Annotated in this window: 26 protein-coding genes and 1 riboswitch; of the genes, 5 read left to right on the forward strand and 21 right to left on the reverse strand. The window is 56.1% G+C overall.

Going from position 1 to position 24,571, the window contains the following annotated elements; genetic code table 11:
- Positions 1–5: 5 nt before the first annotated feature.
- The 3 genes from gatB to gatZ are packed head-to-tail and all read right to left on the reverse strand — an operon-like array spanning position 6 to position 2,075.
- Positions 6–290 (reverse strand): PTS galactitol transporter subunit IIB, encoded by a 285-nt coding sequence (gatB, locus tag CYR32_RS03870; protein ID WP_101822755.1) that lies wholly within the window; start codon positions 288–290, stop codon positions 6–8.
- Positions 287–787, reverse strand: coding sequence for a PTS galactitol transporter subunit IIA (gene gatA / locus CYR32_RS03875; RefSeq protein WP_101822757.1), 501 nt, complete (start codon positions 785–787; stop codon positions 287–289). The genes gatB and gatA overlap by 4 nt, the downstream gene beginning before the upstream one ends.
- Positions 774–2,075, reverse strand: a complete 1,302-nt coding sequence (gene gatZ / locus CYR32_RS03880) for a tagatose-bisphosphate aldolase subunit GatZ (protein WP_101822759.1) — start codon at positions 2,073–2,075, stop codon at positions 774–776. Before gatZ ends, gatA begins: the two co-directional genes overlap by 14 nt.
- A gap of 372 nt (positions 2,076–2,447) precedes the next feature.
- Here gatZ and CYR32_RS03885 point away from each other — a divergent pair, with 372 nt between their 5' ends.
- A complete protein-coding gene (locus tag CYR32_RS03885) occupies positions 2,448–3,239 on the forward strand; it encodes a DeoR/GlpR family DNA-binding transcription regulator (RefSeq protein ID WP_101822761.1) in 792 nt (263 codons plus the stop codon).
- Between the two features lie 39 nt (positions 3,240–3,278).
- Here CYR32_RS03885 and CYR32_RS03890 read toward each other — a convergent pair whose 3' ends face one another.
- Complete coding sequence (locus CYR32_RS03890; protein ID WP_101822763.1) at positions 3,279–3,617, reverse strand: hypothetical protein; 339 nt, start codon at positions 3,615–3,617, stop codon at positions 3,279–3,281.
- A 250-nt stretch (positions 3,618–3,867) separates the two neighbouring features.
- On the opposite strand from CYR32_RS03890, the gene CYR32_RS03895 reads away from it, so the two are divergent.
- Together CYR32_RS03895 and cspE are read left to right on the forward strand one after the other, a co-directional pair.
- Complete coding sequence (locus CYR32_RS03895) at positions 3,868–4,209, forward strand: hypothetical protein (RefSeq protein WP_101822765.1); 342 nt, start codon at positions 3,868–3,870, stop codon at positions 4,207–4,209.
- Between the two features lie 765 nt (positions 4,210–4,974).
- Positions 4,975–5,184, forward strand: a complete 210-nt coding sequence (gene cspE, locus CYR32_RS03900; protein ID WP_139300255.1) for a transcription antiterminator/RNA stability regulator CspE — start codon at positions 4,975–4,977, stop codon at positions 5,182–5,184.
- Between the two features lie 65 nt (positions 5,185–5,249).
- Here cspE and CYR32_RS03905 read toward each other — a convergent pair whose 3' ends face one another.
- The 3 genes from CYR32_RS03905 to crcB all read right to left on the reverse strand — a co-directional run bounded on the left by CYR32_RS03905 (position 5,250) and on the right by crcB (position 7,817).
- Positions 5,250–6,440, reverse strand: a complete 1,191-nt coding sequence (locus CYR32_RS03905; RefSeq protein ID WP_101822766.1) for a multidrug effflux MFS transporter — start codon at positions 6,438–6,440, stop codon at positions 5,250–5,252.
- Positions 6,437–7,039, reverse strand: coding sequence for a TetR/AcrR family transcriptional regulator (locus CYR32_RS03910; protein ID WP_101822768.1), 603 nt, complete (start codon positions 7,037–7,039; stop codon positions 6,437–6,439). The genes CYR32_RS03905 and CYR32_RS03910 overlap by 4 nt, the downstream gene beginning before the upstream one ends.
- Positions 7,040–7,433: 394 nt before the next feature.
- A complete protein-coding gene (gene crcB / locus CYR32_RS03915; RefSeq protein ID WP_101822770.1) occupies positions 7,434–7,817 on the reverse strand; it encodes a fluoride efflux transporter CrcB in 384 nt (127 codons plus the stop codon).
- A gap of 64 nt (positions 7,818–7,881) precedes the next feature.
- A riboswitch (Fluoride riboswitch) is annotated at positions 7,882–7,943 on the reverse strand.
- A 207-nt stretch (positions 7,944–8,150) separates the two neighbouring features.
- Here crcB and CYR32_RS03920 point away from each other — a divergent pair.
- Entirely contained in the window at positions 8,151–8,954 is an 804-nt protein-coding gene (locus tag CYR32_RS03920) for a deaminated glutathione amidase (protein WP_101822772.1), read from the forward strand.
- 115 nt (positions 8,955–9,069) lie between these two features.
- Positions 9,070–9,273 (forward strand): twin-arginine translocase subunit TatE, encoded by a 204-nt coding sequence (gene tatE / locus CYR32_RS03925; RefSeq protein ID WP_101822774.1) that lies wholly within the window; start codon positions 9,070–9,072, stop codon positions 9,271–9,273.
- Positions 9,274–9,406: 133 nt separating this feature from the next.
- Here the strand turns inward: tatE and lipA are convergent, their stop codons facing one another.
- The 14 genes from lipA to leuS form a co-directional block, all read right to left on the reverse strand.
- Positions 9,407–10,372 carry a lipoyl synthase gene (lipA, locus tag CYR32_RS03930; RefSeq protein ID WP_101822776.1) on the reverse strand — a complete coding sequence of 322 codons (966 nt, stop codon included), beginning with the start codon at positions 10,370–10,372 and terminating at the stop codon, positions 9,407–9,409.
- 333 nt (positions 10,373–10,705) lie between these two features.
- Positions 10,706–11,665 carry a YbeF family transcriptional regulator gene (locus tag CYR32_RS03935; protein ID WP_101822778.1) on the reverse strand — a complete coding sequence of 320 codons (960 nt, stop codon included), beginning with the start codon at positions 11,663–11,665 and terminating at the stop codon, positions 10,706–10,708.
- 183 nt (positions 11,666–11,848) lie between these two features.
- Complete coding sequence (gene lipB, locus CYR32_RS03940; RefSeq protein ID WP_165698178.1) at positions 11,849–12,517, reverse strand: lipoyl(octanoyl) transferase LipB; 669 nt, start codon at positions 12,515–12,517, stop codon at positions 11,849–11,851.
- Positions 12,518–12,600: 83 nt separating this feature from the next.
- Positions 12,601–12,864, reverse strand: a complete 264-nt coding sequence (gene ybeD / locus CYR32_RS03945) for a DUF493 family protein YbeD (protein WP_072926340.1) — start codon at positions 12,862–12,864, stop codon at positions 12,601–12,603.
- Positions 12,865–12,968: 104 nt separating this feature from the next.
- The gene (gene dacA / locus CYR32_RS03950; RefSeq protein WP_101822780.1) at positions 12,969–14,180 is read right to left on the reverse strand and encodes a D-alanyl-D-alanine carboxypeptidase DacA; all 1,212 of its coding nucleotides are present in this window, start codon (positions 14,178–14,180) and stop codon (positions 12,969–12,971) included.
- Positions 14,181–14,344: 164 nt separating this feature from the next.
- Positions 14,345–15,448, reverse strand: a complete 1,104-nt coding sequence (rlpA, locus tag CYR32_RS03955; protein ID WP_101822783.1) for an endolytic peptidoglycan transglycosylase RlpA — start codon at positions 15,446–15,448, stop codon at positions 14,345–14,347.
- 10 nt (positions 15,449–15,458) lie between these two features.
- Positions 15,459–16,571 (reverse strand): peptidoglycan glycosyltransferase MrdB, encoded by a 1,113-nt coding sequence (gene mrdB / locus CYR32_RS03960; RefSeq protein ID WP_101822785.1) that lies wholly within the window; start codon positions 16,569–16,571, stop codon positions 15,459–15,461.
- 8 nt (positions 16,572–16,579) lie between these two features.
- Entirely contained in the window at positions 16,580–18,484 is a 1,905-nt protein-coding gene (gene mrdA, locus CYR32_RS03965) for a peptidoglycan DD-transpeptidase MrdA (RefSeq protein WP_101822787.1), read from the reverse strand.
- 41 nt (positions 18,485–18,525) lie between these two features.
- Positions 18,526–18,996: a 23S rRNA (pseudouridine(1915)-N(3))-methyltransferase RlmH gene (gene rlmH, locus CYR32_RS03970; RefSeq protein WP_101822789.1), complete on the reverse strand. Its 471-nt coding sequence runs from the start codon at positions 18,994–18,996 to the stop codon at positions 18,526–18,528.
- A 3-nt stretch (positions 18,997–18,999) separates the two neighbouring features.
- Positions 19,000–19,317 (reverse strand): ribosome silencing factor, encoded by a 318-nt coding sequence (gene rsfS, locus CYR32_RS03975; protein ID WP_101822791.1) that lies wholly within the window; start codon positions 19,315–19,317, stop codon positions 19,000–19,002.
- Between the two features lie 207 nt (positions 19,318–19,524).
- Positions 19,525–20,196, reverse strand: coding sequence for a nicotinate-nucleotide adenylyltransferase (gene nadD, locus CYR32_RS03980; protein WP_175578799.1), 672 nt, complete (start codon positions 20,194–20,196; stop codon positions 19,525–19,527).
- Positions 20,197–20,239: 43 nt separating this feature from the next.
- Positions 20,240–21,265: a DNA polymerase III subunit delta gene (gene holA / locus CYR32_RS03985; RefSeq protein ID WP_101822795.1), complete on the reverse strand. Its 1,026-nt coding sequence runs from the start codon at positions 21,263–21,265 to the stop codon at positions 20,240–20,242.
- Entirely contained in the window at positions 21,262–21,864 is a 603-nt protein-coding gene (gene lptE / locus CYR32_RS03990; RefSeq protein WP_101822797.1) for an LPS assembly lipoprotein LptE, read from the reverse strand. The genes holA and lptE overlap by 4 nt, the downstream gene beginning before the upstream one ends.
- Before the next feature lie 14 nt (positions 21,865–21,878).
- Positions 21,879–24,461, reverse strand: coding sequence for a leucine--tRNA ligase (gene leuS, locus CYR32_RS03995; protein WP_101822799.1), 2,583 nt, complete (start codon positions 24,459–24,461; stop codon positions 21,879–21,881).
- Between the last annotated feature and the right edge of the window lie 110 nt (positions 24,462–24,571).

Here is a 24,571-nt window from a genome sequence, read left to right on the forward strand (position 1 = left end):
GGCGATTACTCCTGCAGCAGCATCAAGATCTTCTGTTTCAGTGCGTCAATACCGACACCTGACACAAAGGGCATACCGTGTACCACCGGAATGGTACCGAACTGACGATCTACTTTGGCGGTGGTACAGATCAGATCGGCCCCGTCCATATAGGTTTCGATCTCCGTTACCCGGCACTGCACCAGATCAAGCTGAATATGGTGCGCTGCGCATAACTCTTTGATCTCTTCAGCGGCCAGCGTCGATGTCGCTACCGCGCCGCCACAGGCCACAATAATTTTTCTTTTCATGAAGGAACTCCTTGCTGTTGTTGATGTGAAGAAGCTGGTGAGGCGGGCTGTGAAAACAGCCGCTGGCGGAACAGCTCGCCCAGTGCCTCATCCGGGGCGGCTAATAACGCATCCAGAAAATCGGGGTCCTGTAACTGGCCAAACAGCGTGCGCAGCAAAACCAGCTGCTGCTGAGGGTCTGTCACAATCAGCGCGATAATCAGGGAGACGGCGAGGGAACCTTCGTCATCCGCCTGCTGGAACGGCACCGGCTGTGCCGGGCGAATCAGGTAAAGGGCCGGGCGGCAGGCATGTTCTGCGCCGCAGTGCGGAATGGCGACGGCGTGTTTGTCTAATGCAATGCCGGTCGGGAACTGGGCTTCACGCGCCAGCAACGCAGCGGGGTAACCCGCATTGACCACGCCGCGGGCGAGCATTTCCTGCCCGATATGCTCCAGCGCCTGGGTGGCATCAGCAAAATGAAGGCCGGACTTTACGAAGAGGTCAAACGGCTGCATGACGGCTCTCCTCATTCAGGGCGCTGCCCGGCGCACAGCCAAAACGGTAGGCGCGGAGGACGTCCTGGATTTTGTCAATAATCAGGGCATGGGGGGCGGCGGTGAGATCGCCGGACAATACGCGCTGGAACTGCACCGGCAGGTACTGGCTGAGCAGGCCAAGTGGGATCTCGGTCTGCTCCAGGTTGGTAAGCAGCGTCTCCAGTGCGGCCTGAATACGCGGATGGGTCCAGTAGTAACGGATGCGGTCTGACAGGCTGAAATGCAGGTCAACCAGCGCCCGGCTGAAAGTTGGGTGATAGTATTTTTTCCAATAATGCGGTTCATCCAGCATGACGCCGTCAACCACCGCCAGAATCTGGCTGCGTGATTCCGCGGCAACCAGGGTCTGCTCCATGGCGGCCAGCGCAAATACCGCCTCACGCAGGGTAAACGTCAGTGCCGGGCCTACTTTCAGGATGGCGTAATGATCCTGAACCAACTGCCGGTAGGCGTGCGGCGTCTGGTAATCGGTGGAGTGCGCCTCGTAGACCAGGGGGGTAGTGGTAATAAAATGCGTCAGCGCCCGGGCTGCCTCAGGCTGGTAATGCACTACCCGGGTGTGATCGAATTCCACGCCCGGTTGCACCACCAGGGCGATGATGCGGGGAAGCGCCGCCTGAAGGCCGGCCCGTTCAAATGCCTGATAGTGCAGCCGCAGGGTGTCGGCGGCATCTTCCGGGGTTGTGATATGCACCTGTTCAATGGCGGTGGCTTCACCTCCCGGCACCGGCACTTCCGTGCCGATGACATAGGTCAGCGCCTGTTGCTGTGCCGGGGTTGCTGCGGCTTCGGCTGCACGACAGAGCCGGGCCGCGCGTTCCGCCACCACGGCAGGAGGTAAGGGGACCGGATCATCCGCGCAGGACATGGAGGCATCGAGATGGATCTTGCTGAACCCGGCACTCACATAGGCGGCTATCAGCGCTTCCGCTTTCTGCATCGCTGTTTCGGCAGGTTCATGCTGCCAGCAGTTCGGGCCAAGGTGATCACCACCGAGAATCAGCCGTGATGCCGGAAAACCGATCTGCCGGGCCTGCGTCAGCACCGCATCACGGAACGCCCCGGGCGTCATGCCGGTGTAGCCGCCGAACTGGTTAACCTGATTAGAGGTGGCTTCGATCAGCACTTTACGATGGCTGGTAAGATCAAAACGCAGCGCGGCTTCAATAACCCACGGGTGTGCAGAGCAGACGGAACAGATCCCGACTGCGTCGCCCTGCTTGTGTTGCTGGATAATATCTTTCATTGTTATTCTCCGTTTGTTTTCGAATAACAATCGGTTTATTTCGTATTCTCCGCAATCCTGCCCTGTTTGATTCGTGATGAGGATCGTATTTATTTTTGCGTTTTCTTTCTTTTACACGGGCTATTTTCGAACTGCTCCGCATGATACCCCTTGGAGAGCCGGGTTAAATCAAAAGGCTGATGAATAAATGCTTTACTCATATCACTCAGGTTTATGTTTTGATTTTAAAGAAAATAGAAGTGGATTTTTCGACGGTGAGGTTTTGGTAAAAGGGGGATGAAGAGCGCAGTAACAGGGGCGTAAAAATTTTTCTCCCCTTTCATATGCTGTTTGTTTACACTAGCGGGACTATGGAAAATCAGGCTGGATATTATGAATTCTTATGAAAGACGCCATAAAATAGTTGACCTGGTCAATCAGCAGGGCACCGTGCTGGTCGCTGAGCTTTCAGACGCTTTCGATGTGTCAGAGGTGACGATCCGCTCGGATCTTCGCTTGCTGGAGGAGCGGGGCATGGTGCTGCGTTTTCACGGTGGCGCAGCCAGACCGGGGGATGCCGTGGACAACCTGCTGAATGAGGCAGGCAAGGAGGCCGTTGAGGTGGTGCTTGAAGATCGTTACCGGCTGGCGAAGGACCCTAAAAAGCGCATTGCCCAGGCTGCCGCCGCGATGGTCAGGGCGGGGGATACGGTCATTCTCGACAGCGGCAGCACCACGATGCTGATTGCTGAAGAGCTGGTAAACCGGGAAGACATCACCATTATTACCAACAACCTGCCTGCGGCGTTTGTGCTGTCGGAAAACAAGGATATTACGCTGGTGATCTGTGGCGGAACGCTGCGGCATAAAACCCGGTCAATGCACGGTACCGTGGCGGAGTCAGCATTACAGGGGATTTCAGCAAACCTGATGTTTGTGGGCGCGGATGGCCTGGATGCCGTGAATGGTATTACGACCTTCAACGAGGGTTACTCTATCAGCGGCGTGATGGCAAAAGCGGCCGCGCGGGTCATTGCGGTAACGGATGCCTCAAAATTTGGCCGGCGCGGGTTTAACCAGGTACTGCCTCTGGCGCAGATCGATACCGTGATTACAGACAGCGGCATCGGCAGTGACGATCACCAGGCATTAGCCCAGCGCGGTATGCATGTGGTTATCGTATAGGGCAGGATAAAAGTAAAAAGCCCCTTGCGGGGCTTGAGATCAATGTGCAGCGGCCGGCGCGGGGGCAGGGGGCAGTTCAACCACGGCGACCCGGACTTCATAATGGCCGCCGCTTTTTTGCGGCATGGCCGAGAGCAATTTATTCAGGCCTTCTGCCGGGTTGTCTGTTTGCATCGACGCCTGATAAAGCGGGATCATCGGGGGCGGCATCGCACCAGGGGGCAAACTACCTGGGAAACCGCCCCGCGGCCCTTTTCCTTCCATCACAGAGGGCGGCGCATCATGCGCATTTTCTGTGGGGGCGGCCTGGGCAGAGAGGCTGGATGCAGAAAGAGCCAGTGCCAGCAGGCCGGCAGCCGTTAAACAGATCTTTTTCATAATAACCTCCATAACCGCGCAACATCGCCCGGCCCCCTTATCAAACGCGTTCTCACAGAAGCGCTCAAGGCGCTTTACGCAACCTTTTCTCTGCTAACGCAAATCTGAATATTGAGACACATTTCGGCTAAATACAGGCCCGCCCTTGTATTAATTTTTATAATACAAAGGGTTATATCTTAACAGTGTTGTCACGACGGACTGCGGGAGGAGAAGAGAGATTCTACCGGGAAAAACATCAAACCCAGTAATGCTCCTGTTACTGCTGCGGCTGAAGGCGGCACAAAGAGGCGTGGTGGCCAGGGCTCAGCATAAGCAGGCTGTTTTTCATTTCCCCAGGCAAAGGTGCATCACCTTTCAGGGCAGGCTAAAGAAAACGGAGCAGCCTGAACGACACGTCTGCGCTGACGTGTCAGAAAATCTGGCAGAACAGGGCAATCACTGCGACCCAGAACAGTGCACACCCACCCAGGATCAATTTCCAGGCGACAGGGCGGCTGACAGAGTCGACGTTGAAAACGGGCTGCTGCTGCTGTTGCTTGATAACGTGCTGATGGCTATTCATGATGCTCAGTCTCGCAATGAAAATTAGGATTAATCGTACACGATGGCGTAACGGAGCGTGAATATAAACTATACAAACTGATAATGCATTCTAAAAAATGAGATTAAAGAATGTAATTTCTTCTAAGAATAGTCCTATCCATCAATAATAGTGGTTTAGCAACCAGTAGTTTTGGAGGTTACTCGTGGATTATTTGGTAATGAATTGATTTATAATCAATTTATGCGGCGTATATTTAAGGCTGGCGGAGAGGTGACGGGGATCACATATCGGATTCCCTCAGAGAAAGGCTGTTTTTTGCAAAAAAATGCACAGAGAGAGGCGCTCAAGGAATGTAAAAATTGGTCAATAAAAGTGATAGATGTAGTCGATTAAAGAAATGTGTGAAAAAAGCTTTTCTGAAAAAAGAAATATATAGAATTTAAATGATTAGCTTGTTATGTATTTGCATGCTCAACAATTGACAGTGATTAATACAGGCAATAAAAGGGGGGTGAAAAGGCAGAATGCATAGCAATAAAATAATAACTCAGCTATTACAAAGAGTTAACTGCAGAAAATAACGTAAAAAAACAAGTGTTTTGCGCCAGAAGAGGAATATAGCCTGTTTATAAAAAGCGCCAATAGAGAAGCACTACCGTCCAGCGTTTTTTGTATTAAAAAAGGGCTAAAGTAGAAATTTGCGACATTTATCGCTTTATCCACTTCTGCCGCTGGACAAACCTCCGCCTAATTGCTGTACTGTTACCCGACACACGTTTTGTGTCTTTCATTCACGTAAAGGTAAGTTTGATGTCTAAGATTAAAGGTAACGTTAAGTGGTTCAATGAGTCCAAAGGCTTTGGTTTCATTACTCCTGAAGATGGCAGTAAAGATGTATTCGTACACTTCTCCGCTATCTCCAGCAATGGTTTCAAAACCCTCGCTGAAGGTCAGCGTGTAGAGTTCGAAATCACTAACGGTGCCAAAGGCCCGTCAGCCGCTAACGTTGTTGCGATCTAATCGCCCCAATTCTGAAAAAACCCGCCTCGGCGGGTTTTTTTATGTCTGTAAGTTCGCGCTGGCCGTCATGCGGCGGGTTTGCGCACCAACAGCGTAAAACAGAGGATCGCCAGCAGGTAACAGCCGAATATGGTGTACGCCATTGAAAAGGCTGACGTTCCGTTTAACCCGGTGAGCGGCACGCTGATCGCGCCCAGGGTAAACATCGTCATGCCAATTAACGCAGAGGCACTGCCGGCGCTTTTACCCTGCGACTGCATCGCCAGAGATGAGGCGTTCGGCCCGACTACCCCAATGGTAAATACGGAGAAGAACAGGGGCACCAGCAACATAAATAACGGTGCGTGAAGGTAACCGGCAATCATCAACAACAGGGAAGAGGTGGCTGCAATTGTCAGGCCCAGTTTCACGACCTTCAGTTCACCCCAGACCAGGCTCAGGCGGGTAGATAGCTGGGCGGCAATGACCAGCCCAATGCCGTTAAGCGCAAAGCAAAAACTGAACATCTGTGGCGTGAGGTGGTAGATCTCTTGCAGGACAAAAGGAGACGCACCGATATAGGCAAACATGCCCGCAGTCACACACCCTTGCGTCAGGCAGAGGCCCATAAACTGGCGCTGACACAGCAACTGGCCCAGGTTCCTCAGCAGGGAGCCCACCCCACCCTGGGCACGGCGCTCTGCCGGCAGCGTTTCATGCAATCGCCAGCGTGCAACAATCATCAGAGCCGCGGCCACCGCTGCCAGTACCACAAAGATCCCGCGCCAGTCCATGATGCTCATCAGCCCGCCGCCCAGCACCGGTGCCAGAATGGGGGCGAGCCCATTCACCAGCATAAGCAGTGCAAAGAAACGGGTGAGCTCATGCCCGGCATAGAGATCGCGGGCGATGGCCCGGGAGAGCACCGCCCCCCCGGCCCCTGCCAGCCCCTGCAACAGGCGGGCGGCAATCAGCTGGTGGATGTCCGGCGCGAGGGCGCACCAGACTGATGCACAAAGCAACAATAGCAGAGAGAACAGCAGTGGCCGCATCCGGCCCAGGGTGTCACTCAGGGGGCCGAAGATCAGCTGCCCCAGCCCCAGCCCAAACAGGCCTGCGGTCAGGCTCAGCTGGGTCAGCGCGGTGGCACTGTGCAGTTCAACGGAGAGTTGCGGCAGGGCTGGCAGGTAAAGATCGGTACACAGAGGGCCGAGGGCGGCCAGGGATCCTAAAGCCAGCGCATAACCTAAGCGCTGGCGGGCGATGTGTTTACTCATGAGTCTTCCGAAGCAGGTAAATGTGTAGTAAATAGCGCCAGATAAAACGTATTAAGTAACGAAGGATTGGCTTTCTGATGGTTCAGCCTGCGAAACGCCGTGCCTTCACACATCACCGCCATAAATTCAACCCACACGGCGAGCTGCGCCTGGTTCAGGTCAGGCCGTATTCCGGTCAGCATATCCATTGCTTCACCAAAGAGTTTGTCATCTGCCTCCCGCAGGATGCGGGCGACCGTGGGATTGCGGGTGGCTTCTGCGGCCACTTCCAGCATCAGTGCGTGGTCAATTTCCTGTTCCTGTGGGTCACCTGCCATTAACCGGTGTGACAGCATGGCCGCCGTCTCCTGTAGATCGCCTTTTTTAAACTGCATATGGTTCACTTTCGTTTCCACAATGCGGCGGACGATCTCTTCGATAATGGCATCTTTATTGGTGAAATAACGGTAGATTTGCCCCACGCTCAGGGCTGACATCTGAGCGATCTCCGCCATGCCCGCCCCATGAAAACCATGATTGCGAAAGCAAATGCGTGCAGCAGTAATAATTTGATCGCGCCGTAAACGGGCACGCTCTTCTTTATTAAGCGGCTGATTCATCACATGTTCCGGGTCAAAAGTGGCAAGGTACTCTCATGCCGGGGCAACATTTGCAGGCAAATGAGAACGAACGTTCACAGTGAATTGTATGCCATTAAATTACACAGGGAAATAACAAATTACCGGTTATACACGGGCGGGGGCGGGCAGGGGAGGCAGGAAGCGCCGTGCCGGCACACCGGAAAAGCGGTGCCGCCGGCAAGTGCACAGGGGCAGTTAATAGAGGTATTGATAGAGAAAGCCGGCGACCACTGCCAGACAAAACATCAGGGTCAGGCATTCAACGGGATTTTTTGGCAGGGTGAACATCATCAGCGTCTCCATAAGAACGTATGCAGGCTGATTATCCTCAACCAAGATGAAGGAAACATTAAGGCTCTTCTCCTTCCGCCGGTCAGCGCGCGCTGTACCCGCTGACGATCAGAAAGGCCAGGCTGGTCATCAGCAGCGAACCGGCCAGATTAAGCAGCAGGTTCAGGCCGGCGGCGGCCAGCCTGCCCTCTTGCAGCTGATAGACCACTTCCAGCGAGAAGGTTGAGAAGGTGGTCAAGCCGCCGCAAAAACCGGTGGTAATTAACATTTTCCATACCGGGTCAATGTGCGTCAGCCGGGCAAAGGCCGCGATGCCCAACCCGATGATAAACGCCCCCACCAGATTCACGGTCAAGGTACCGAGCGGCAGCACGGCAGAGAGGGGGTTCATTTTCATACTGACGTACCAGCGTGTGACACTGCCAAGGCCACCACCAATAAATACGGCAAGAAGTGTTGCGAACATAAGAAACCTGTCTGAATAAAAGAAAAAGGGGCGTAGCAGGCGTGATCCCACGCACCGGCTAAGCCGTGGCGCAGGCATCATCAGCCCTGGGGGCGGTTAAGGAGGAATGCCATCTCCACACTGCGGCAAAGCGTGCAGCAAGTCGTACGGTCGATCGTGCGCAAGCGTAGCCTATTTTCATCCGGCCCGTCATCTTACTGCATAAAAAAGCGCGTACTTTGCAGGGGCCCCAGGATCTGTTCTTATACTTAAGCGCCCGTGTGAGGCAATGTGGCGTAGCGGGTAAGCGCATCAGTACGCTGCCATCCTGTCCGTTCCAGAAAGGAGTAAAACATGAAGGTTGCCCTGGGTCAGTTCGTCATCTCTCCTCAATGGCAGAACAATGCCGAAACCTGCCAGATCCTGATGGCCCGGTCAGTGCAGGCCGGGGCCGCGTTACTGGTGTTACCGGAGGCCTGCATGGCCCAGGACGGCAGCCAGGCTGACGCCGTGCTGCGTCTTGCCCAGCCGCTGGATGGCCCCTTTGTTAACCGGCTGTTGTCGGCCAGCCGCGGCACAACGCTGACTACCGTTGCCGGCATGCATATTCCCAGCGGCGATGGGCTGGTCTACAACGTGCTGGTGGTGATACGCGATGGCGAGCTGGTTGCGCATTATCATAAGCTCCACCTGTACGATGCCTGGGAAATGAAAGAGTCGAAAAATGTTAAGCCGGGCAATGAGGTGCCTCCGTTGCTGGACGTGGCAGGGTTTAAGGTGGGGCTGATGACCTGCTACGACTTACGGTTTCCCGATATGGCGCGCCGGCTGGTGATGGATGGCGCAGAGGTGCTGGTGGCCCCGTCAGCCTGGGTCAAAGGCCCGTTGAAAGAGAAACATTGGGAAATGCTGACCACCACGCGGGCGCTGGAAAATACCTGTTATCTGATCGGGGTCAGCGCCTGCGGCGGGCGTAATATCGGCAACAGCCTGGTGGTTGACCCCATGGGCATGGCGATAGCCCACGCGGCGGAGGAGCCGGCCCTGATCTTTGCCGAGCTGGACAGGGCACGGCTGGCGCAGGTACGCCAGATCCTGCCGGTGCTGGAGAATCAACGTTTCGTCCGGCCGCTGTTGGTGGATGAGTGGAAAGTCTGAGAAAATCTTAATCTGTTACATATTGTCATTGAGTTGCCGCCCGGAATGACAGTAAATGGGCCATCGCTGTTTTCTGCTGATTCACGCAGCATGTTAGATAAATGAGAAGGTGTGTATGGAAGGTATCAGTATTACGAAATTGTTGGTGGTGGGCGTTCTTATTGTGCTGCTGTTCGGCACCAGTAAACTGCGTACTTTGGGTGGCGATTTAGGTGCAGCGTTGAAAGGCTTCAAAAAAGCCATGAGTGACGACACTGCGCCGGCAAAAGCGACCGCTGAAGAGAGCACCGCCGCACCGCGTGTAGAAAGCAAAGAGTAACGTTGCCTGCCGCAGCCACCGGCGTGCGGCGACAGGTACGTAAAAAAACGGATGCTCGTGAGAACATCCGTTTTTCGTGTGTCCAGCGATAATTAAGTAACAAAGTGTTTCTTTTCCCCTGCGGGAAAAGCGGTTACTTCACTTCGATACCTTTTGCCTGCAAGTCCGCATGATAAGAAGAGCGGACGAACGGCCCGCAAGCGGCGTGGGTAAAGCCCATCGCCAGCGCTTCTTCTTTCATCTCATCAAATTCGGCCGGGCTGACGTAACGCTGTACCGGTAAATGGTGGCGGCTTGGCTGCAGATATTGGCCGAGCGTCAGCATCGTAACCCCGTGGCGACGCAAATCACGCATCACTTCAACGATTTCCGCGTTGGTTTCACCCAGGCCCACCATCAGCCCCGATTTGGTCGGGATCTCCGGGTGGAGCGCTTTGAACTGCTCCAGCAGTTTAAGTGACCACTCATAGTTCGCACCCGGGCGTACCTGGCGGTAGACGCGCGGCACGTTTTCGAGGTTATGGTTGAACACATCCGGCGGGGTCGCGTTCAGGATCTCCAGTGCGCGATCCATCCGGCCGCGGAAGTCCGGCACCAATGTCTCAATTTTAATGGTCGGGTTTTTCTCACGGATCGCGCTGATACAGTCCGCAAAATGCTGAGCGCCGCCGTCACGCAGGTCGTCACGGTCTACCGACGTGATGACCACATAGCGCAAGCCCATGTCGGCAATGGTCTGGGCCAGTTTCGCCGGTTCATTGGCATCCGGCGTCAAGGGGCGGCCGTGGGCCACGTCACAGAACGGGCAGCGGCGGGTACAGATGGCACCCAGGATCATAAAGGTCGCCGTGCCGTGGTTGAAGCATTCTGACAGGTTCGGGCAGGACGCCTCCTCACACACGGAGTGCAGGCCATTTTTACGCATGGCGGCTTTAATGCCCTGTATCCGGCTGGAATCCGCAGGAAGTTTGATTTTCATCCACTCGGGTTTGCGCAACAGCTCCTGGCGTTCGGTGACCACTGTTTTCACCGGAATCAGGGCCATCTTGTCCGCATCACGGTATTTGACACCGCGTTCCATCTGAATTGGTTTACTCATAGTCGTGCAGGTTCCAGTTTTGACGCTTTCCAGGCAGGAAGGCCAGTGAATTCAACGAACTACATTTTTAATCAAATAAATTTGAAAATTATTCCAAAATTATATCACTTTTACCTTAAGGCATTCAGCCCTTGAATCGTTTTTGAGAGGCTGGGTTGGTGGATTTTTAGGCATTTTAATAGAGTTTTGGAAAGGAAAACAGAAAGATTGGCTTGTTTATCATGTTAAATCAGATGGATAGCGGCATGGGCGAGGCGGAAAATTGTGTTGTAAAAATGTTATTTATTCGTGCTTTGCCCACTCGCCCACGCTATCGGCAAAAAAAAGCCCCACTTACAGGGTGGCTTCTGACGGCGGCTCAAGGTAGGTGATGTTGTCACCGCTGAATGACGTGATGATGGTGTTGATGAGCTGCATCAGCGTCTTATCTTTTTTCGAGGCCCGGTTGTAGTAAAGGTAAATATCCAGATTGCCGAACGTAAATTCACTCTGTACTTTTTTAACAGGGTAGGCGCGTTTATACATCTCATACAGGCTTTCAGGAACAAAGCCAACCAGCTCGCTGCCGGCCACGATGTTAAGAATGTTCAGAGAGCTGTAAGTAGTAAATGCAAAATTACGGTTAAATTCGTTCATGTCGAGAGACTGCTTCTGCTGCCGGAGTAAAAGATCGTTAATCTCCAGGAAAGTAAATTTCTCCTGAACAGCATTTTCTAATGATAAATAGTCTGTGATGCGCGGATGGTGGCGATGGCAGATACAAACAATTTTCTCCGAGAATATTTTAACGCCAACAATAGATTTGCTATATATCGCTTTGGCATCAATCACAATATCCGCATTGAACTGGTTTAACGCGTCGTAATTATCCTGCATATCCTGATGTTTGAGGACGTAATTAGGGTTGGCCTTGACCAGCTCCTGATAAATGCGCGGGAGCACTTCACAGCCGATATGCGGGCGGCAGCTGACCGTGATAAAGCGTGTTTTATGGATGTCCTGACTGAAATCCAGCCCGGTGATGATTGCGCCCAGCCCCTCGCTGATGTGGTTATGCAGGTTCTTCGCGTAGGCGGTAGGGGTTATCCCTTTGCCGGAGCGGATAAACAAAGGGTCAGGAAAGGTATTACGAAGCTTCTGGATAGATTGGCTAATCGAAGACGGGGTGAGATTTAACGCCTTGGCGGCATTAACAATACCTTTATGTAAATAAACCGCCTCAAAAACTGTTAACAAGTTGAGGTCAATGTTTCTTAATTTATTAAGGCTGGCAGATATATTGTTTTCATCCATAAAATCATCTCACTATTAAGTGTTAAGTGCTGTTTTGTCTCACCGGTGCTATTCCTTGTAGGCGTACCCCGTAAGCACGCTTACAGGGTTAACTATAACTTAATTTAGTATAAAGTGGCGATTTAATTCGTGATCGCCATTTTATATTGACAGGTGTTATATATTTTTTCTTTTTATTGATATTTAAAGGTAATTATTAGCATCCCACTGCTGTTGATCCAGCGTGTTATATCCGGTGAGATCGGCAAAGCGGCGTAACAATACCGGCTGTACATCGGCTACGGTCACACCCGGGCGAAGCGCGCTGAGTTGGGTCATCTGCATACCGGCATACCCACAGGGGTTAATACGCAGGAACGGCGCAAGATCCATCGCAATATTCAGCGCCAGGCCATGAAAAGAGCACCCTTTACGGATTCTCAAACCCAGTGAACAGATCTTCTGCTCACCGACATAGACCCCAGGTGCATCAGGCCGGGCATGGGCTGCCACATCAAAATGCGCCAGCGTCTGAACAACGGTCTCTTCAAGGGCCGTGACCAGCTGGCGCACGCCCATTTTATTGCGCTTGATATCCAGCAGCACATACATCACCTGCTGGCCCGGCCCGTGGTAGGTCACCTGGCCGCCGCGATCGCTCTGGATGACCGGAATGTCGCCCGGCATCAGCACATGTTCCGCCTTACCGGCCTGCCCCTGAGTAAAAACCGGGGGGTGTTCCACCAGCCAGACTTCATCCGCGCTGCCGTCATCGCGGCGATTCGTAAACGTATGCATGGCTTCTGAGACCAGCGGGTAGGGTTGCAGGCCGAGCTGCCGTACGATCAGGTTATTGTGTTGCAAATCAGTCATCACAAAGTAAAGAAATTATTGCAGTAGTATAACCAGCGGCCTGCGCACCTGCCAGCCATGCTGATTCCATTCTGTGGCGGGGGTTACAGCACCATCCGGACAATCTCGATATTGCCCAGCTCTTCATACAGCGTTTCCACCTGGTCAATGTGGGTCGCGGTAATGGTGATAGAGACGGAGTGGTAGTTACCTTTGCTGCTCGGCTTCACCTGCGGTGAATAGTCGCCCGGAGCATGGCGTTGCACCACTTCAATCACCTGGTCAACCAGCTCGGGTTGCGCCAGGCCCATCACTTTGTAGGTGAATGAGCAGGGGAATTCGAGCAGTTCGTTCAGTTTGGTTTTCATGTGTGCTCCAGAAAAATCGGAAGGGAGTAGAAAGTATAACTCCCGCCGCGGCGGGAGTTAACGATTGAACATAATATGGGGGCAAGAGGCCCGCTTGCAAGGGCTTAGCCGAACCAGTGATGGAACATCAGCTTGATGTAATCGATCAGGCGGCCGACGAACCCGCCTTCTTTCACTTCATTCAGTACCACCAGCGGGCGCTGGTCGATGGTTTTGCCGTCAAGCTGGAAATTGATGCTGCCCACGACCTGGTTTTTCGCCAGCGGCGCATGGATTTCCGGGGTAGTCAGCACATAGCTGGCTTTCAGATCTTTCATGCGGCCACGGGGAATGGTCAGGTAGAGATCTTTGTCTACGCCCAGCTCTACGCGGTCGGTATCACCGAACCAGACCGGTTCTGACGCAAACTCTTTGCCCGCTTTCAGAGGCGAGACGGTCTCGAAGAAGCGGAAGCCCCAGGTCAGCAGTTTTTTACTTTCGGTTTCACGGCCTTTATAGGTATGGCCGCCCAGCACGGCGGAGATCAGGCGCATCTGGCCTTCCGTCGCGGAAGCCACCAGGTTATAGCCTGCGGCGTCGGTGTGGCCGGTTTTAATGCCGTCCACATTCAGGCTGGTGTCCCACAGCAGGCCATTACGGTTAACCTGGCGGATTTTGTTAAAGGTGAACTCTTTTTCGTGATAGGTCGCGTATTCGTCCGGCACGTCACGGATCAGGGCCTGGCCAATCAGCGCCATGTCACGCGCAGAGCTGAACTGGCCGTCAGCGTCCAGGCCGTGTACGGTCTTGAACTGGGTATTTTGCAGGCCGAGCGCCTTCACGTAGTTGTTCATCAGGCCGACGAAGGCGTCCTGGCTGCCGGCTACGTAATCCGCCATCGCCACACAGGCGTCATTGCCGGATTGCAGAATAATGCCGCGGTTCAGCTCGGACACCGGCACGCGGTCGCCCGGCTTCAGGAACATCAGGGAGGAGCCTTTGAACTCCGGGTTACCGGTAGCCCAGGCATCTTTGCCGATGGTGACCACATCGGTCGGCGTAATTTTGCCTGCCTTGATCGCCTGGCCGATGACATAACTGGTCATCATTTTGGTCAGGCTGGCCGGGTTGCGGCGGGCATCGGCGTTCATTTCCGCCAGCACTTTCCCGGAGTTGTAGTCGATCAGGACGTAGGCTTCCGCATCAATCTGCGGCACGCCAGGGATCATCGTCTTGAGATTAACGTCGTCGGCTTTGGCGACGGAGGTCACGCCAAGTGCCAGGACGGTGCCGAGAGTAATGCTCTTCAGTAAACGCGAGGTAGTTACAGGTTTCATGATCGGGACTACAACATCCGTGAAAGTAAGTTAAAAAACGTGCCACACTATAGCAGATGCAAGATCTTCAGGCATCAGCCAATCAAGAGGGTGACCGGCGTTTACATAGATTTACCTTATAGATAAAGCCAGGTTAATCCTGATTAAACGCCGGGCCGCAGAGGCTATTGCCCGGCGGGCAACGCAGTAATAAACGACTGTTGTTGCGCTTCACTCGCCAGCCGCTGTTGGATCATACCGGCCTGCTGGCGGCTGCTGAAGGGGCCGAGCTGCACCCGGTAAACCCCGCTGCCGGGGCTGACTTTGCCCGGCACGCCGAAGCGCTGACTCAGGCTCTGCTGGAAACTCTGCGCCCGTGCGGCGTCGCTCAGCGCCCCTACCTGTACCATATAACCGCCGCCTTGCGTAGCGGGGGCGGAGACTGCCGCCGGCGCGCTGACCACCGCCGGGGCACTGACCGCAGCGGCCACCGGCACTGCCGGTTCATCACTCTCCAGAATCCCTTGCGGCACCGGGCCCGGTGCGTTCAGGAACCCCCCGCGGGCGTTGCCCGGGGAGCTGGTGCCGCCGGCCATATTACCGTCACTCAGGGCGCTGTTGTCGATCGCCCGCACCGGGGCGTCGACCGGGGCCGTGGTGCCTTGCACCGGCGTACCAAGGCCGCTGGTGCCGAGGTCAGGGCGCGTCGGCAGGGCGTAGCTCTGTTTGGCGATGGTGGTGCCGATAGTGCCCGGCCCAGACAGCGTGCCGTCCTGCGCGACGTTGATGAAGTCGACTTTCACTTTGGTGTTGTTGGAGATGTTCAGACGTTCCGCGGCTGCCCTGGAGAGGCCGATCACCCGGCCCTGCTGGAACGGGCCGCGATCGTTGATGCGCACGACGATGCGCCGCCCGTTGCTGAGGTTAGTCACCCGCACATAACTTGGGATCGGCAGGGTAGGGTGGGCCGCGCTCAGCGCGTTCGGGTCAAAGGTTTCCCCGGTGGCCGTGGTATTGCCGTTCGCTTCGGCGTCATAGGCGATGGCCAGCCCGGTCTGGCTGAAGTTTTGCGGATTGCGCTCAATGGCGTAGTTTTTGCCGTTGACGTTGTAATCCTGATTGGCGGTGGCGCTGTACGGTTCATACTGCGGCTCCGCCCCGCCGATCTCTTCGACCGGGCCGGAATAGGCCGGCTGTTGCTGCGGCACCGCCTGCTGTTGGGGGGCTTCCAGCGTACAGGCGCTTAACAGCGCCCCCGTGATGCCTACCCATAGCCACTGTTTACGCATTGCTCACCTCTTATAAATTTTTAGACAACATTTTGCGATGAGTATGTATCGACATCACGATACCAAACCCGGCCATCAGAACAATTAGCGCCGACCCGCCATAACTCACCAGCGGCAACGGCACGCCGACCACCGGCAGAATACCACTCACCATGCCGATATTAACGAATACATAGACAAACAGAATCAGCATCAGCCCGCCGGCCATGACCCGGCCAAAGGTGGTCTGCGCTTTGGCGGCAATCACCAGCCCGCGCATGATCAGGCAGAGGTAGAGGGCCAGCAGCACCAGCACGCCCACCAGCCCCAGCTCCTCGGCCAGCACGGCAAAAATAAAGTCGGTGTGGCGCTCCGGCAGAAACTCAAGCTGCGACTGGGTGCCGTGCAGCCAGCCTTTCCCTGATAACCCGCCCGAGCCGATGGCGATTTTTGACTGGATGATATGGTACCCGGCCCCAAGCGGGTCGGATTCCGGGTCAAGCAGCATCATGACGCGGTCACGCTGGTAGTCGTGCATCAGGAAGAACCAGAGCACCGGGATAAAGGCCGCCACCAGCACCGCTGCCACACCAATCAGTTTCCAGCTCATGCCGGAGAGGAACAGCACAAACAGGCCGGATGCCGCGATCAGGATCGCGGTGCCCAGGTCTGGCTGGGCCGCCACCAGCAGCGTCGGCAGGAAGATCAGCACCAGCGCAATGCCGGTATTTTTCAGAGAGGGCGGGCAGACATCACGGTTAATAAAGCGGGCCACCATCAGCGGCACGGCGATTTTGGCGATCTCCGAGGGCTGGAAACGTATCACCCCCAGGTCGAGCCAGCGCTGTGCGCCTTTACTGATCTGGCCGAAGGCATCCACCATCACCAGCAAAATCACACAGACAAAATAGAGGTAGGGGGCCCAGCTTTCGTACACGCGCGGCGGAATCTGCGCCATGACCAGCATGATGACCAGGCCCATGGCAATCTGGCCGATTTTTCGCTCCATCATGCCCATGTCCTGGCCGCTGGCGCTCCAGATCACGAACGCGCTGTAGGCCAGCAGCGCCATGATCACCAGCAGCAGCGGCATGTCGATGTGGAACTTCGTCCACCAGGCGCCTTTTTGTTGGCTCTCAGTCATGGTTTACCTTATTCACCTTCTGTGCCGGGCGGCAGCGGGGCGGCATCCGGCAACTCTGTATTGTTATCACCCAGCAGGATGTGGTCGAGGATCTGGCGGGTAATGGTCCCCACGGCCGGCCCGGCCCCGCCGTTCTCCAGAATGACGATCACCGCGACCGTCGGCTTGTCATACGGGGCAAACGCGGTCATCAGCTTATGGTCACGCAGCCGCTCGGCAATTTTATGGGCGTTATAGGTCTCGTTTTCGCGCAGGCCGAACACCTGTGCCGTACCGGACTTGGCCGCCGCCCGGTAAGGGGCGTCCGCGAAGCTTTTACGCGCCGTGCCGTTTGGCCGGTTGGCGACGCCGTACATACCGTCTTTGGCAATTTCCCAGTAGCCGGAGTGAATGTCACCAATATGGCCGTTCTCTTCCTGCACATAAGGCACCTGCTTGCCGTCCACCTGGGTGCTTTGCAGCAGGTGCGGGGTTTTGATGGTACCGTCGTTAATCAGGATCATCATCGCTTTGATCATCTGCACCGGGGTGGCGGTCCAGTAGCCCTGGCCGATGCCGACCGGGATGGTATCGCCCTGATACCACGGTTTTTTAAAGCGTTTAAACTTCCATTCACGGTTCGGCATGTTACCGGCACGCTCTTCGGAGAGGTCGATGCCGCTGTAGTGGCCGTAACCGAATTTGGTCATCCACTCGGAGAGACGGTCGATGCCCATATCGTACGCGACCTGGTAGAAGAAGGTGTCCGCGGACTCCTCCAGCGAGCGGGTCACATTCAGGCGGCCGTGGCCCCACTTTTTCCAGTCACGGAAGCGTTTTTCTGAACCGGGCAGTTGCCACCAGCCGGGGTCAAACAGGCTGGTATTGCGGGTAATCACGCCTGCCGTCAGGGCCGACACGGCAATATAGGGTTTAACCGTTGACGCCGGGGGGTAAACGCCCTGCGTGGCACGGTTGATCAGCGGTTTGTTCGGGTCTTCCAGCAGGGCTTTGTAATCTTTGCTGGAGATGCCGTCGACAAACAGGTTCGGGTCGTAGCTGGGGTTGGAGACCAGCGCGCGGATGCCGCCGTCACGCGGGTCGGTCACCACCACGGCGGCACGGCTGCCGGCCAGCAGCTTTTCGATATAGGTTTGCAGGCTCAGATCCAGCGTCAGGTAGATGTCTTTACCCGCCTGCGGTGCCTGTTCATGTAACTGGCGGATCACCCGGCCGCGGTTGTTGACCTCAACCTCTTCATAGCCGGTTTTACCGTGCAGCACATCTTCATAATAGCGTTCAATGCCGAGTTTACCGATGTCATGCGTGGCGGCGTAGTTCGGCAAAATGCCGGCTTTATCCAGCCGTTCAACGTCACGATCGTTAATTTTCGACACATAGCCGATGACATGGGTCAGGGCAGAATTATAGGGGTAGTAGCGGCGCTGGTAGCCTTTGACTTCCACGCCCGGGAAACGGAACTGGTTCACGGCAAAGCGGGCCACCTGCACCTCGGTCAGCGCCGGTTTAACGGCGATGGAGGTGAAGCGGCGCGAGCGCTTGCGCTCTTTCTGGAAGTTGGCGATGTCCTCATCCGTGAGATCCACCACCGGGCGGAGCTGTTCCAGCACCGCCTGCAAATCATCCACCTTTTCCGGCACCAGCTCCAGCTGGTAGATGGTGCGGTTCAGGGCCAGCGGTACGCCGTTGCGGTCATAAATAATGCCGCGGCTGGGCGCAATCGGCACCAGCTTGATACGGTTTTCGTTGGATCGGGTACGGTAATCTTCAAACCGCATGATTTGCAGATTATAGAGGTTGGCGACCAGAATGCCGCTGAGGAGCAGAATGCCTGCGAATGCCACCAATGCGCGGCGGACAAACAGAGCTGATTCAGCCGAATAGTCGCGAAAAGGGTTACGGTCTATTTTCATCCCACTACTTATGGTTCATTCTGCTGACATTCACCGACCGTTTACTCGCGGTGGTAAGGATGATTGGTGGTAATGCTCCAGGCGCGGTAGAGGCTCTCCGCCACCAGCACCCTGACCAGCGGGTGCGGCAACGTCAGCGGTGAGAGCGACCAGCTCTGTTCCGCCGCCGCCTTGCAGGCGGGTGCCAGCCCCTCCGGGCCGCCGATCAGCAGGCTGACATCGCGGCCATCCTGCTTCCAGCGCTCCAGCTGCTGCGCCAGGTGCGGGGTTTCCCACGGCGTGCCGGGGATATCCAGGGTCACCACACGGTTGCCTTTGCCGACGGCCGCCAGCATCTGCTCGCCCTCTTTTTCCAGAATGCGCTTGATGTCGGCGTTTTTCCCGCGTTTTCCCGCCGGGATCTCCACCAGTTCAAACGGCATATCTTTCGGGAAACGGCGCAGGTAATCCATAAACCCGGTCTGCACCCAGTCCGGCATTTTTGTGCCGACCGCTACCAGTTGCAGCTTCACCCTTTAGCCCCAGAGCTTTTCGAGTTCGTACAGCGCGCGGCTCTCTTCCTGCATGATATGGACAATCACTTCACCCAGGTCAACCACCACCCAGTCAGCATCGTTAACGCCTTTGACGCCCAGAGTGTGCAGGCCGGCAGCTTTGACTTCTTCGACCACGTGGCCGGCAATCGACATCACATGGCGGCTGGAGGTGCCGGTACAGATGATCATACAGTCAGTGATGCTGGACTTGCCGGTGACATCCAGGGCGATAATGTCCTGGCCTTTCAAATCATCAATTTTATCAATAACAAAATCTTGGAGCGCTTTACCTTGCAAAGGTTCCCCCTCGGGTATGGTTGGTTTGGGACAGGGTTCACATCGCGGCAGCCTGAAGGCGGCGGCTGATGGTTTCCCCCGTGCCGTGACAGTGTTTGGCCGGGCGTTGGCAGGCAAAAAATATCCCTGGAATCAACAGCTTGATTAAAAAGACAGGCTGGCTGAGCGGACACCCGAAATTAAGCGGCGCAGTATAACATGGGTGTTCTACTCGCGATATAAACCCTGTGAATCGATATAACGTTGTACGGCCACCGGCAGCAGATGATCGCAATCCAGTCCGGCATGGCGGCGCGCCCGGATCTCGGTGGCAGAGACATTGACCAGCGGGGTATCAGCCAGATAGATAAAGCCCGCCGGCTTTTCGCCCAGCCGCGCGGCGCGGGTCACCACATGTTCCTCAAACCAGGCCTGAAGTTGCGGGGTATCCAGTTGCCGGCGATAACCGGGCCGGGCGCAGACCAGCAGATGGCAGACAGACAGCAGCGACTCCCAGCGGTGCCACTTATAAAGATTAAGTAATGAATCTTGACCAATGATAAACGCCAATGATGCATGAGCGCCACGTTCTTTACGCAACGTTTCAAGAGTCTCGATGGTGTAGGAGGGCGTCTCGCGCTGAAGCTCCCGGTCATCGACCCGGAAAAGCGGATTATCCGCAATCGCCAGTTGCACCATCGCCAGCCGCTGCTGTGCTGTTGCCTCTGGTTGCGGGCGGTGAGGCGGAACATTATTGGGCAGCAGCGTGACGCTGCCCAGCCCAACCTGTTGCGCCAGCGCCTCCACAGGTTTCAGGTGCCCGTAGTGCACCGGGTCAAAAGTACCGCCAAAAAAAGCATCGACAGAGGTAAGGTGGCGTGCAGCGAGTGTGTCCGGCATAGGGAACCCGTCTCCAGGCGAAAAAGCAGTCAGTAAAAGATAGTTAATAAAAGATAGCAGGCAGGGCTTTACCGCACAGCAGCAGAGAGAGACTTTCCAGCTCCGGCCACACTGACTGGCCATAATCCTGCTTCAGCGTCAGCTCGGCGCGGGTCAGTAACTGAACCGCCTGATGAAGCTGGGGCAGGGAGAGGCGTTGCAGGGCCTGGGTCAGCAGCGGGCGACGGTTCTGCCAGACTTTATGCTGATCAAACAGCGTGCGCAGCGGTTGCGAGGCACCGGCCCGTTTCAGGGTCAGCAGCAACAGCAATTCCCGTTGTACCGTACGTAGCAGGATCACCGGTTCGCTCTCTTCAAGCCGCAACTGGTGGAGAATATGCAAGGCACGTTTGCTCTTACCGGCCAGCAGGGCATCCAGCCAGTGGTAAGGCGTAAAGTGGGCCGCATCGTTCACGGCCTGTTCCACACGCGGCAGGGTGAGTTTGCCGTCCGGGAAGAGCAGCGAAAGCCGTTCAAGCGCCTGTGCCAGCGCCAGCAGGTTACCCTCATAGCAGTAGCAGAGCAGCTGATTGGCCGGCTCATCCAGCGTCAGTTTCAGGGACGCCGCCCGTTGTGCCACCCAGCGCGGCAGGTGCGCCTGCTCAGGTGTCTGGCAGGTGACCCAGACGCCGGTTTTGCTCAGCGCTTTGAACCAGGCGGCGTTTTCCTGCCCCTTGGTCAGACGCTGGGCGCGCAGAATCAGCAGAATATCGGGGTGAAGCAGGCTGGTCAGTTTCAGCAGTTGCTCACTGATGGCGGCGTTGGGGCCGTTATCAGGCAGAATCAGCATCAGCGTCTGACGGCTGGCAAACAGGCTCAGCGCCTGGCAAATACTGAAGATGGCGTCCCATTCGGTGTGGTTGTCCAGCGTAAAACTGTAGTGCTCGCTGAACCCCGCCTGCTGGGCCGCCGCACGGATATGATCCTGACTCTCCTGCAGCAGCAGGGGATCATTGCCGCATAATAAATAACAAGCGCGCAGCCCCTCACGGAGCTGCGCGGCAAGTTGTTCAGGATAGAGACGAATCATTGTGCGTTGACGCTGGCCGGCTGGATTGCACCGGTGGTGGTCAGCGGCGGGGTACTTTCCGCGCCGTCATCACTCAGGCTCACCTGCGGCTTTTTGCCCTCTTCAGAGGCATGAACCGTCAGCAGTTTGCGCACCAGCTGTTGGGCAGCCTGCTCACGCATCTCCTGTACAATGATGTCCTGCTCAGCATCTTTGGCCAACGCCGTCAGCGGGTTGTCAAAGAAAGAGCGGAACACTTTAGCCTGCACCGGGTAGAGGTCATGGCCCGGCAACAGCACCTGGGCATTGACTACCATCACCAGCTGATACTCTGCGGTTTTACCGTCCTGGAAGATCGAGACAGTATCCTGACCCTGGGTCGCGCTGACAATGCGCAGTGAAGGCAGATCCTTGCGGGCTGACTTCTCTACCACGTTCACATTGTTCAACCGCAACTGCTGACGTACTGCCCGCGTCAGCGGGCCGTAGGGATCGTAGCTGTCCAGCATCATGGTTTTCAGTTCTTCCGGCACCTGAGTGGTGCCGCGAAGGTGAAAGCCGCATCCCGAGGTCACCATCACGGCGACCCCCAGCAGCAGCATCATCAAACGATGTCGCACAACGCCTCCTTGTCTCAACCCACTACCAGGTTAAGCAGTTTTCCGGGCACATAGATCACTTTACGGATGGTGACGCCATCCAGGTATTTGGCAACCAGATACTCCTGACCGGCGCGCTCGCGCACCTGCTCTTCAGTCGCATCGGCCGGCACAGTGATTTTACCGCGCACTTTGCCGTTTACCTGTACCACCACCAGTTTAGACTCTTCCACCATTGCGGCTTCATCCGCCACCGGCCACGGCGCGGTGTCGATGTCACCTTCGCCGCCCAGGGCCTGCCACAGGGCAAAGCAGACGTGCGGGGTGAACGGGTAGAGCATCCGCACCACGGCCAGCAGGGCTTCCTGCAGCAGCGCGCGATCCTGTTCCGTCTCCTGTGGGGCACGGGCCAGTTTGTTCATCAGCTCCATCACGGCGGCAATCGCGGTGTTGAAGGTCTGGCGGCGGCCGATATCATCAGTAACTTTGGCGATGGTTTTGTGCAGGTCGCGGCGCAGCTCTTTTTGCGCGTCATTCAGCGCGCTGATGTCCAGCGGCTGGGCAGCCCCTTTCTCACGGTGCTCGAAGGCCAGTTTCCAGACGCGTTTCAGGAAGCGGTTCGCGCCCTCTACGCCGGACTCCTGCCACTCCAGCGTCATCTCTGCCGGTGAAGCGAACATCATGAACAGGCGCACGGTGTCCGCGCCATATTTCTCAACCATGACCTGCGGGTCGATGCCGTTGTTTTTCGACTTCGACATCTTGCTCATGCCGGCATAGACCAGCTCGCGGCCCTGCGGGTCGGTGGCTTTGGTAATACGGCCTTTTTCATCACGCTCAACGGTCACGTCAACCGGGGAGACCCAGTTACGTTCGCCGTTCGCGCCGCTGTAGTAGAAGGCGTCAGCCAGCACCATGCCCTGGCACAGCAGGCGTTTGGCCGGTTCATCAGAGTTGACCAGGCCCGCATCACGCATCAGTTTGTGGAAGAAGCGGAAATACATCAGGTGCATGATGGCGTGTTCAATACCGCCAACATACTGGTCCACCGGCAGCCAGTAGTTGGCTGCGGCCGGGTCCAGCATCCCCTGGTCATACTGCGGGCAGGTGTAGCGCGCATAGTACCAGGAGGACTCCATAAAGGTGTCGAAGGTGTCGGTTTCGCGCAGCGCCGGCTGGCCGTTGACGGTGGTTTTGGCCCACTCCGGGTCAGCCTTGATCGGGCTGGTGATGCCGTCCATCACGACATCTTCCGGCAGGACAACCGGCAGCTGGTCTTCCGGCGTCGGGATAACGGTGCCGTCTTCCAGGGTAACCATCGGGATCGGGGCACCCCAGTAGCGCTGGCGCGAGACACCCCAGTCGCGCAGACGGTAGTTCACTTTGCGCTGGCCGCGGCCGAGGGCCACCAGTTTGTCCGCAATGGCGTTAAAGCCCGCCTGGAAATCGAGGCCGTCGAACTCGCCGGAGTTGAACAGCACGCCTTTTTCCGTCATCGCCTGGGCGCTGAGATCCGGCTCGGTGCCGTCAGCGTTCAGGATCACCGGCTGGATCGGCAGGTTATATTTGGTGGCGAACTCCCAGTCGCGCTGGTCGTGCCCCGGCACGGCCATCACCGCACCGGTGCCGTACTCCATCAGCACAAAGTTGGCGACCCAGACCGGCACGCTTTCCCCGGTCAGCGGGTGAACCGCTACCAGGCCGGTGTCCATGCCTTTTTTCTCCATGGTGGCCATGTCCGCTTCGGCCACTTTGGTGTTACGGCATTCGGCGATGAAATCCGCCAGCGCCGGGTTGCCGGCCGCGGCCTGCAACGACAGCGGGTGACCGGCGGCAACGGCCACATAAGTCACGCCCATAAAGGTGTCCGGGCGGGTGGTGTAGACCGTCAGCGTCTCTTCGCTCTCTTTGACGTCAAAGGTGATTTCCACCCCTTCAGAGCGGCCGATCCAGTTACGCTGCATGGTTTTGACCTGCTCAGGCCAGCTCTCCAGCGTGTCCAGATCGTTCAGCAGCTGGTCAGCATACGCGGTGATTTTGATAAACCACTGCGGAATCTCTTTGCGTTCAACTTTGGTGTCACAGCGCCAGCAGCAGCCTTCAATAACCTGCTCGTTGGCCAGCACCGTCTGGTCATGCGGGCACCAGTTCACTGCGGAGGTCTTCTTATAAACCAGGCCTTTTTCATACAGCTTGGTGAAGAACCACTGCTCCCAGCGGTAGTAGTCAGGGTCACAGGTCGCGATTTCGCGATCCCAGTCATAGCCGAAGCCCAGCAGTTTCAGCTGGTTCTTCATGTATTCAATATTTTCGTAGGTCCAGGGCGCGGGCGCGGTATTGTTTTTTACCGCGGCACCTTCAGCCGGCAGGCCAAACGCATCCCAGCCGATAGGCTGCAGCACATTTTTGCCCAGCATACGCTGGTAGCGGGAGATCACATCGCCGATGGTGTAGTTGCGCACGTGGCCCATATGGAGGCGGCCTGACGGGTAAGGCAGCATGGAAAGGCAGTAGTACTTCTCCTTGCCGGCATCTTCAGTCACCTTGAAAGTTTGCTTCTCTTGCCAGTGAAGCTGGACGTTTGACTCTATATCTTCTGGGCGGTATTGCTCTTGCATGGCGGCCGGTGGTCCTATAGTGAAAAACAGCTACGCCTGTAGCCTTTTCTGATTCATATAAAGAGATCCGCATAGCATAGCTGATAAGCGCCTGAGGCAACAACACCCAG

This window comes from Chimaeribacter coloradensis, from assembly GCF_002858715.1.
Classification (GTDB): domain Bacteria; phylum Pseudomonadota; class Gammaproteobacteria; order Enterobacterales; family Enterobacteriaceae; genus Chimaeribacter; species Chimaeribacter coloradensis.

What these genes read in the sequence shown, in the direction of transcription:
- gatB (WP_101822755.1), bottom strand. Translation starts at nt 290, where the DNA reads ATGAAAAGAAAAATTATTGTGGCCTGTGGCGGCGCGGTAGCGACATCG.
- gatA (WP_101822757.1), bottom strand. Translation starts at nt 787, where the DNA reads ATGCAGCCGTTTGACCTCTTCGTAAAGTCCGGCCTTCATTTTGCTGAT.
- gatZ (WP_101822759.1), bottom strand. Translation starts at nt 2,075, where the DNA reads ATGAAAGATATTATCCAGCAACACAAGCAGGGCGACGCAGTCGGGATC.
- CYR32_RS03885 (WP_101822761.1), top strand. Translation starts at nt 2,448, where the DNA reads ATGAATTCTTATGAAAGACGCCATAAAATAGTTGACCTGGTCAATCAG.
- CYR32_RS03890 (WP_101822763.1), bottom strand. Translation starts at nt 3,617, where the DNA reads ATGAAAAAGATCTGTTTAACGGCTGCCGGCCTGCTGGCACTGGCTCTT.
- CYR32_RS03895 (WP_101822765.1), top strand. Translation starts at nt 3,868, where the DNA reads ATGCTCCTGTTACTGCTGCGGCTGAAGGCGGCACAAAGAGGCGTGGTG.
- cspE (WP_139300255.1), top strand. Translation starts at nt 4,975, where the DNA reads ATGTCTAAGATTAAAGGTAACGTTAAGTGGTTCAATGAGTCCAAAGGC.
- CYR32_RS03905 (WP_101822766.1), bottom strand. Translation starts at nt 6,440, where the DNA reads ATGAGTAAACACATCGCCCGCCAGCGCTTAGGTTATGCGCTGGCTTTA.
- CYR32_RS03910 (WP_101822768.1), bottom strand. Translation starts at nt 7,039, where the DNA reads ATGAATCAGCCGCTTAATAAAGAAGAGCGTGCCCGTTTACGGCGCGAT.
- crcB (WP_101822770.1), bottom strand. Translation starts at nt 7,817, where the DNA reads ATGTTCGCAACACTTCTTGCCGTATTTATTGGTGGTGGCCTTGGCAGT.
- CYR32_RS03920 (WP_101822772.1), top strand. Translation starts at nt 8,151, where the DNA reads ATGAAGGTTGCCCTGGGTCAGTTCGTCATCTCTCCTCAATGGCAGAAC.
- tatE (WP_101822774.1), top strand. Translation starts at nt 9,070, where the DNA reads ATGGAAGGTATCAGTATTACGAAATTGTTGGTGGTGGGCGTTCTTATT.
- lipA (WP_101822776.1), bottom strand. Translation starts at nt 10,372, where the DNA reads ATGAGTAAACCAATTCAGATGGAACGCGGTGTCAAATACCGTGATGCG.
- CYR32_RS03935 (WP_101822778.1), bottom strand. Translation starts at nt 11,665, where the DNA reads ATGGATGAAAACAATATATCTGCCAGCCTTAATAAATTAAGAAACATT.
- lipB (WP_165698178.1), bottom strand. Translation starts at nt 12,517, where the DNA reads ATGACTGATTTGCAACACAATAACCTGATCGTACGGCAGCTCGGCCTG.
- ybeD (WP_072926340.1), bottom strand. Translation starts at nt 12,864, where the DNA reads ATGAAAACCAAACTGAACGAACTGCTCGAATTCCCCTGCTCATTCACC.
- dacA (WP_101822780.1), bottom strand. Translation starts at nt 14,180, where the DNA reads ATGAAACCTGTAACTACCTCGCGTTTACTGAAGAGCATTACTCTCGGC.
- rlpA (WP_101822783.1), bottom strand. Translation starts at nt 15,448, where the DNA reads ATGCGTAAACAGTGGCTATGGGTAGGCATCACGGGGGCGCTGTTAAGC.
- mrdB (WP_101822785.1), bottom strand. Translation starts at nt 16,571, where the DNA reads ATGACTGAGAGCCAACAAAAAGGCGCCTGGTGGACGAAGTTCCACATC.
- mrdA (WP_101822787.1), bottom strand. Translation starts at nt 18,484, where the DNA reads ATGAAAATAGACCGTAACCCTTTTCGCGACTATTCGGCTGAATCAGCT.
- nadD (WP_175578799.1), bottom strand. Translation starts at nt 20,196, where the DNA reads ATGCCGGACACACTCGCTGCACGCCACCTTACCTCTGTCGATGCTTTT.
- holA (WP_101822795.1), bottom strand. Translation starts at nt 21,265, where the DNA reads ATGATTCGTCTCTATCCTGAACAACTTGCCGCGCAGCTCCGTGAGGGG.
- leuS (WP_101822799.1), bottom strand. Translation starts at nt 24,461, where the DNA reads ATGCAAGAGCAATACCGCCCAGAAGATATAGAGTCAAACGTCCAGCTT.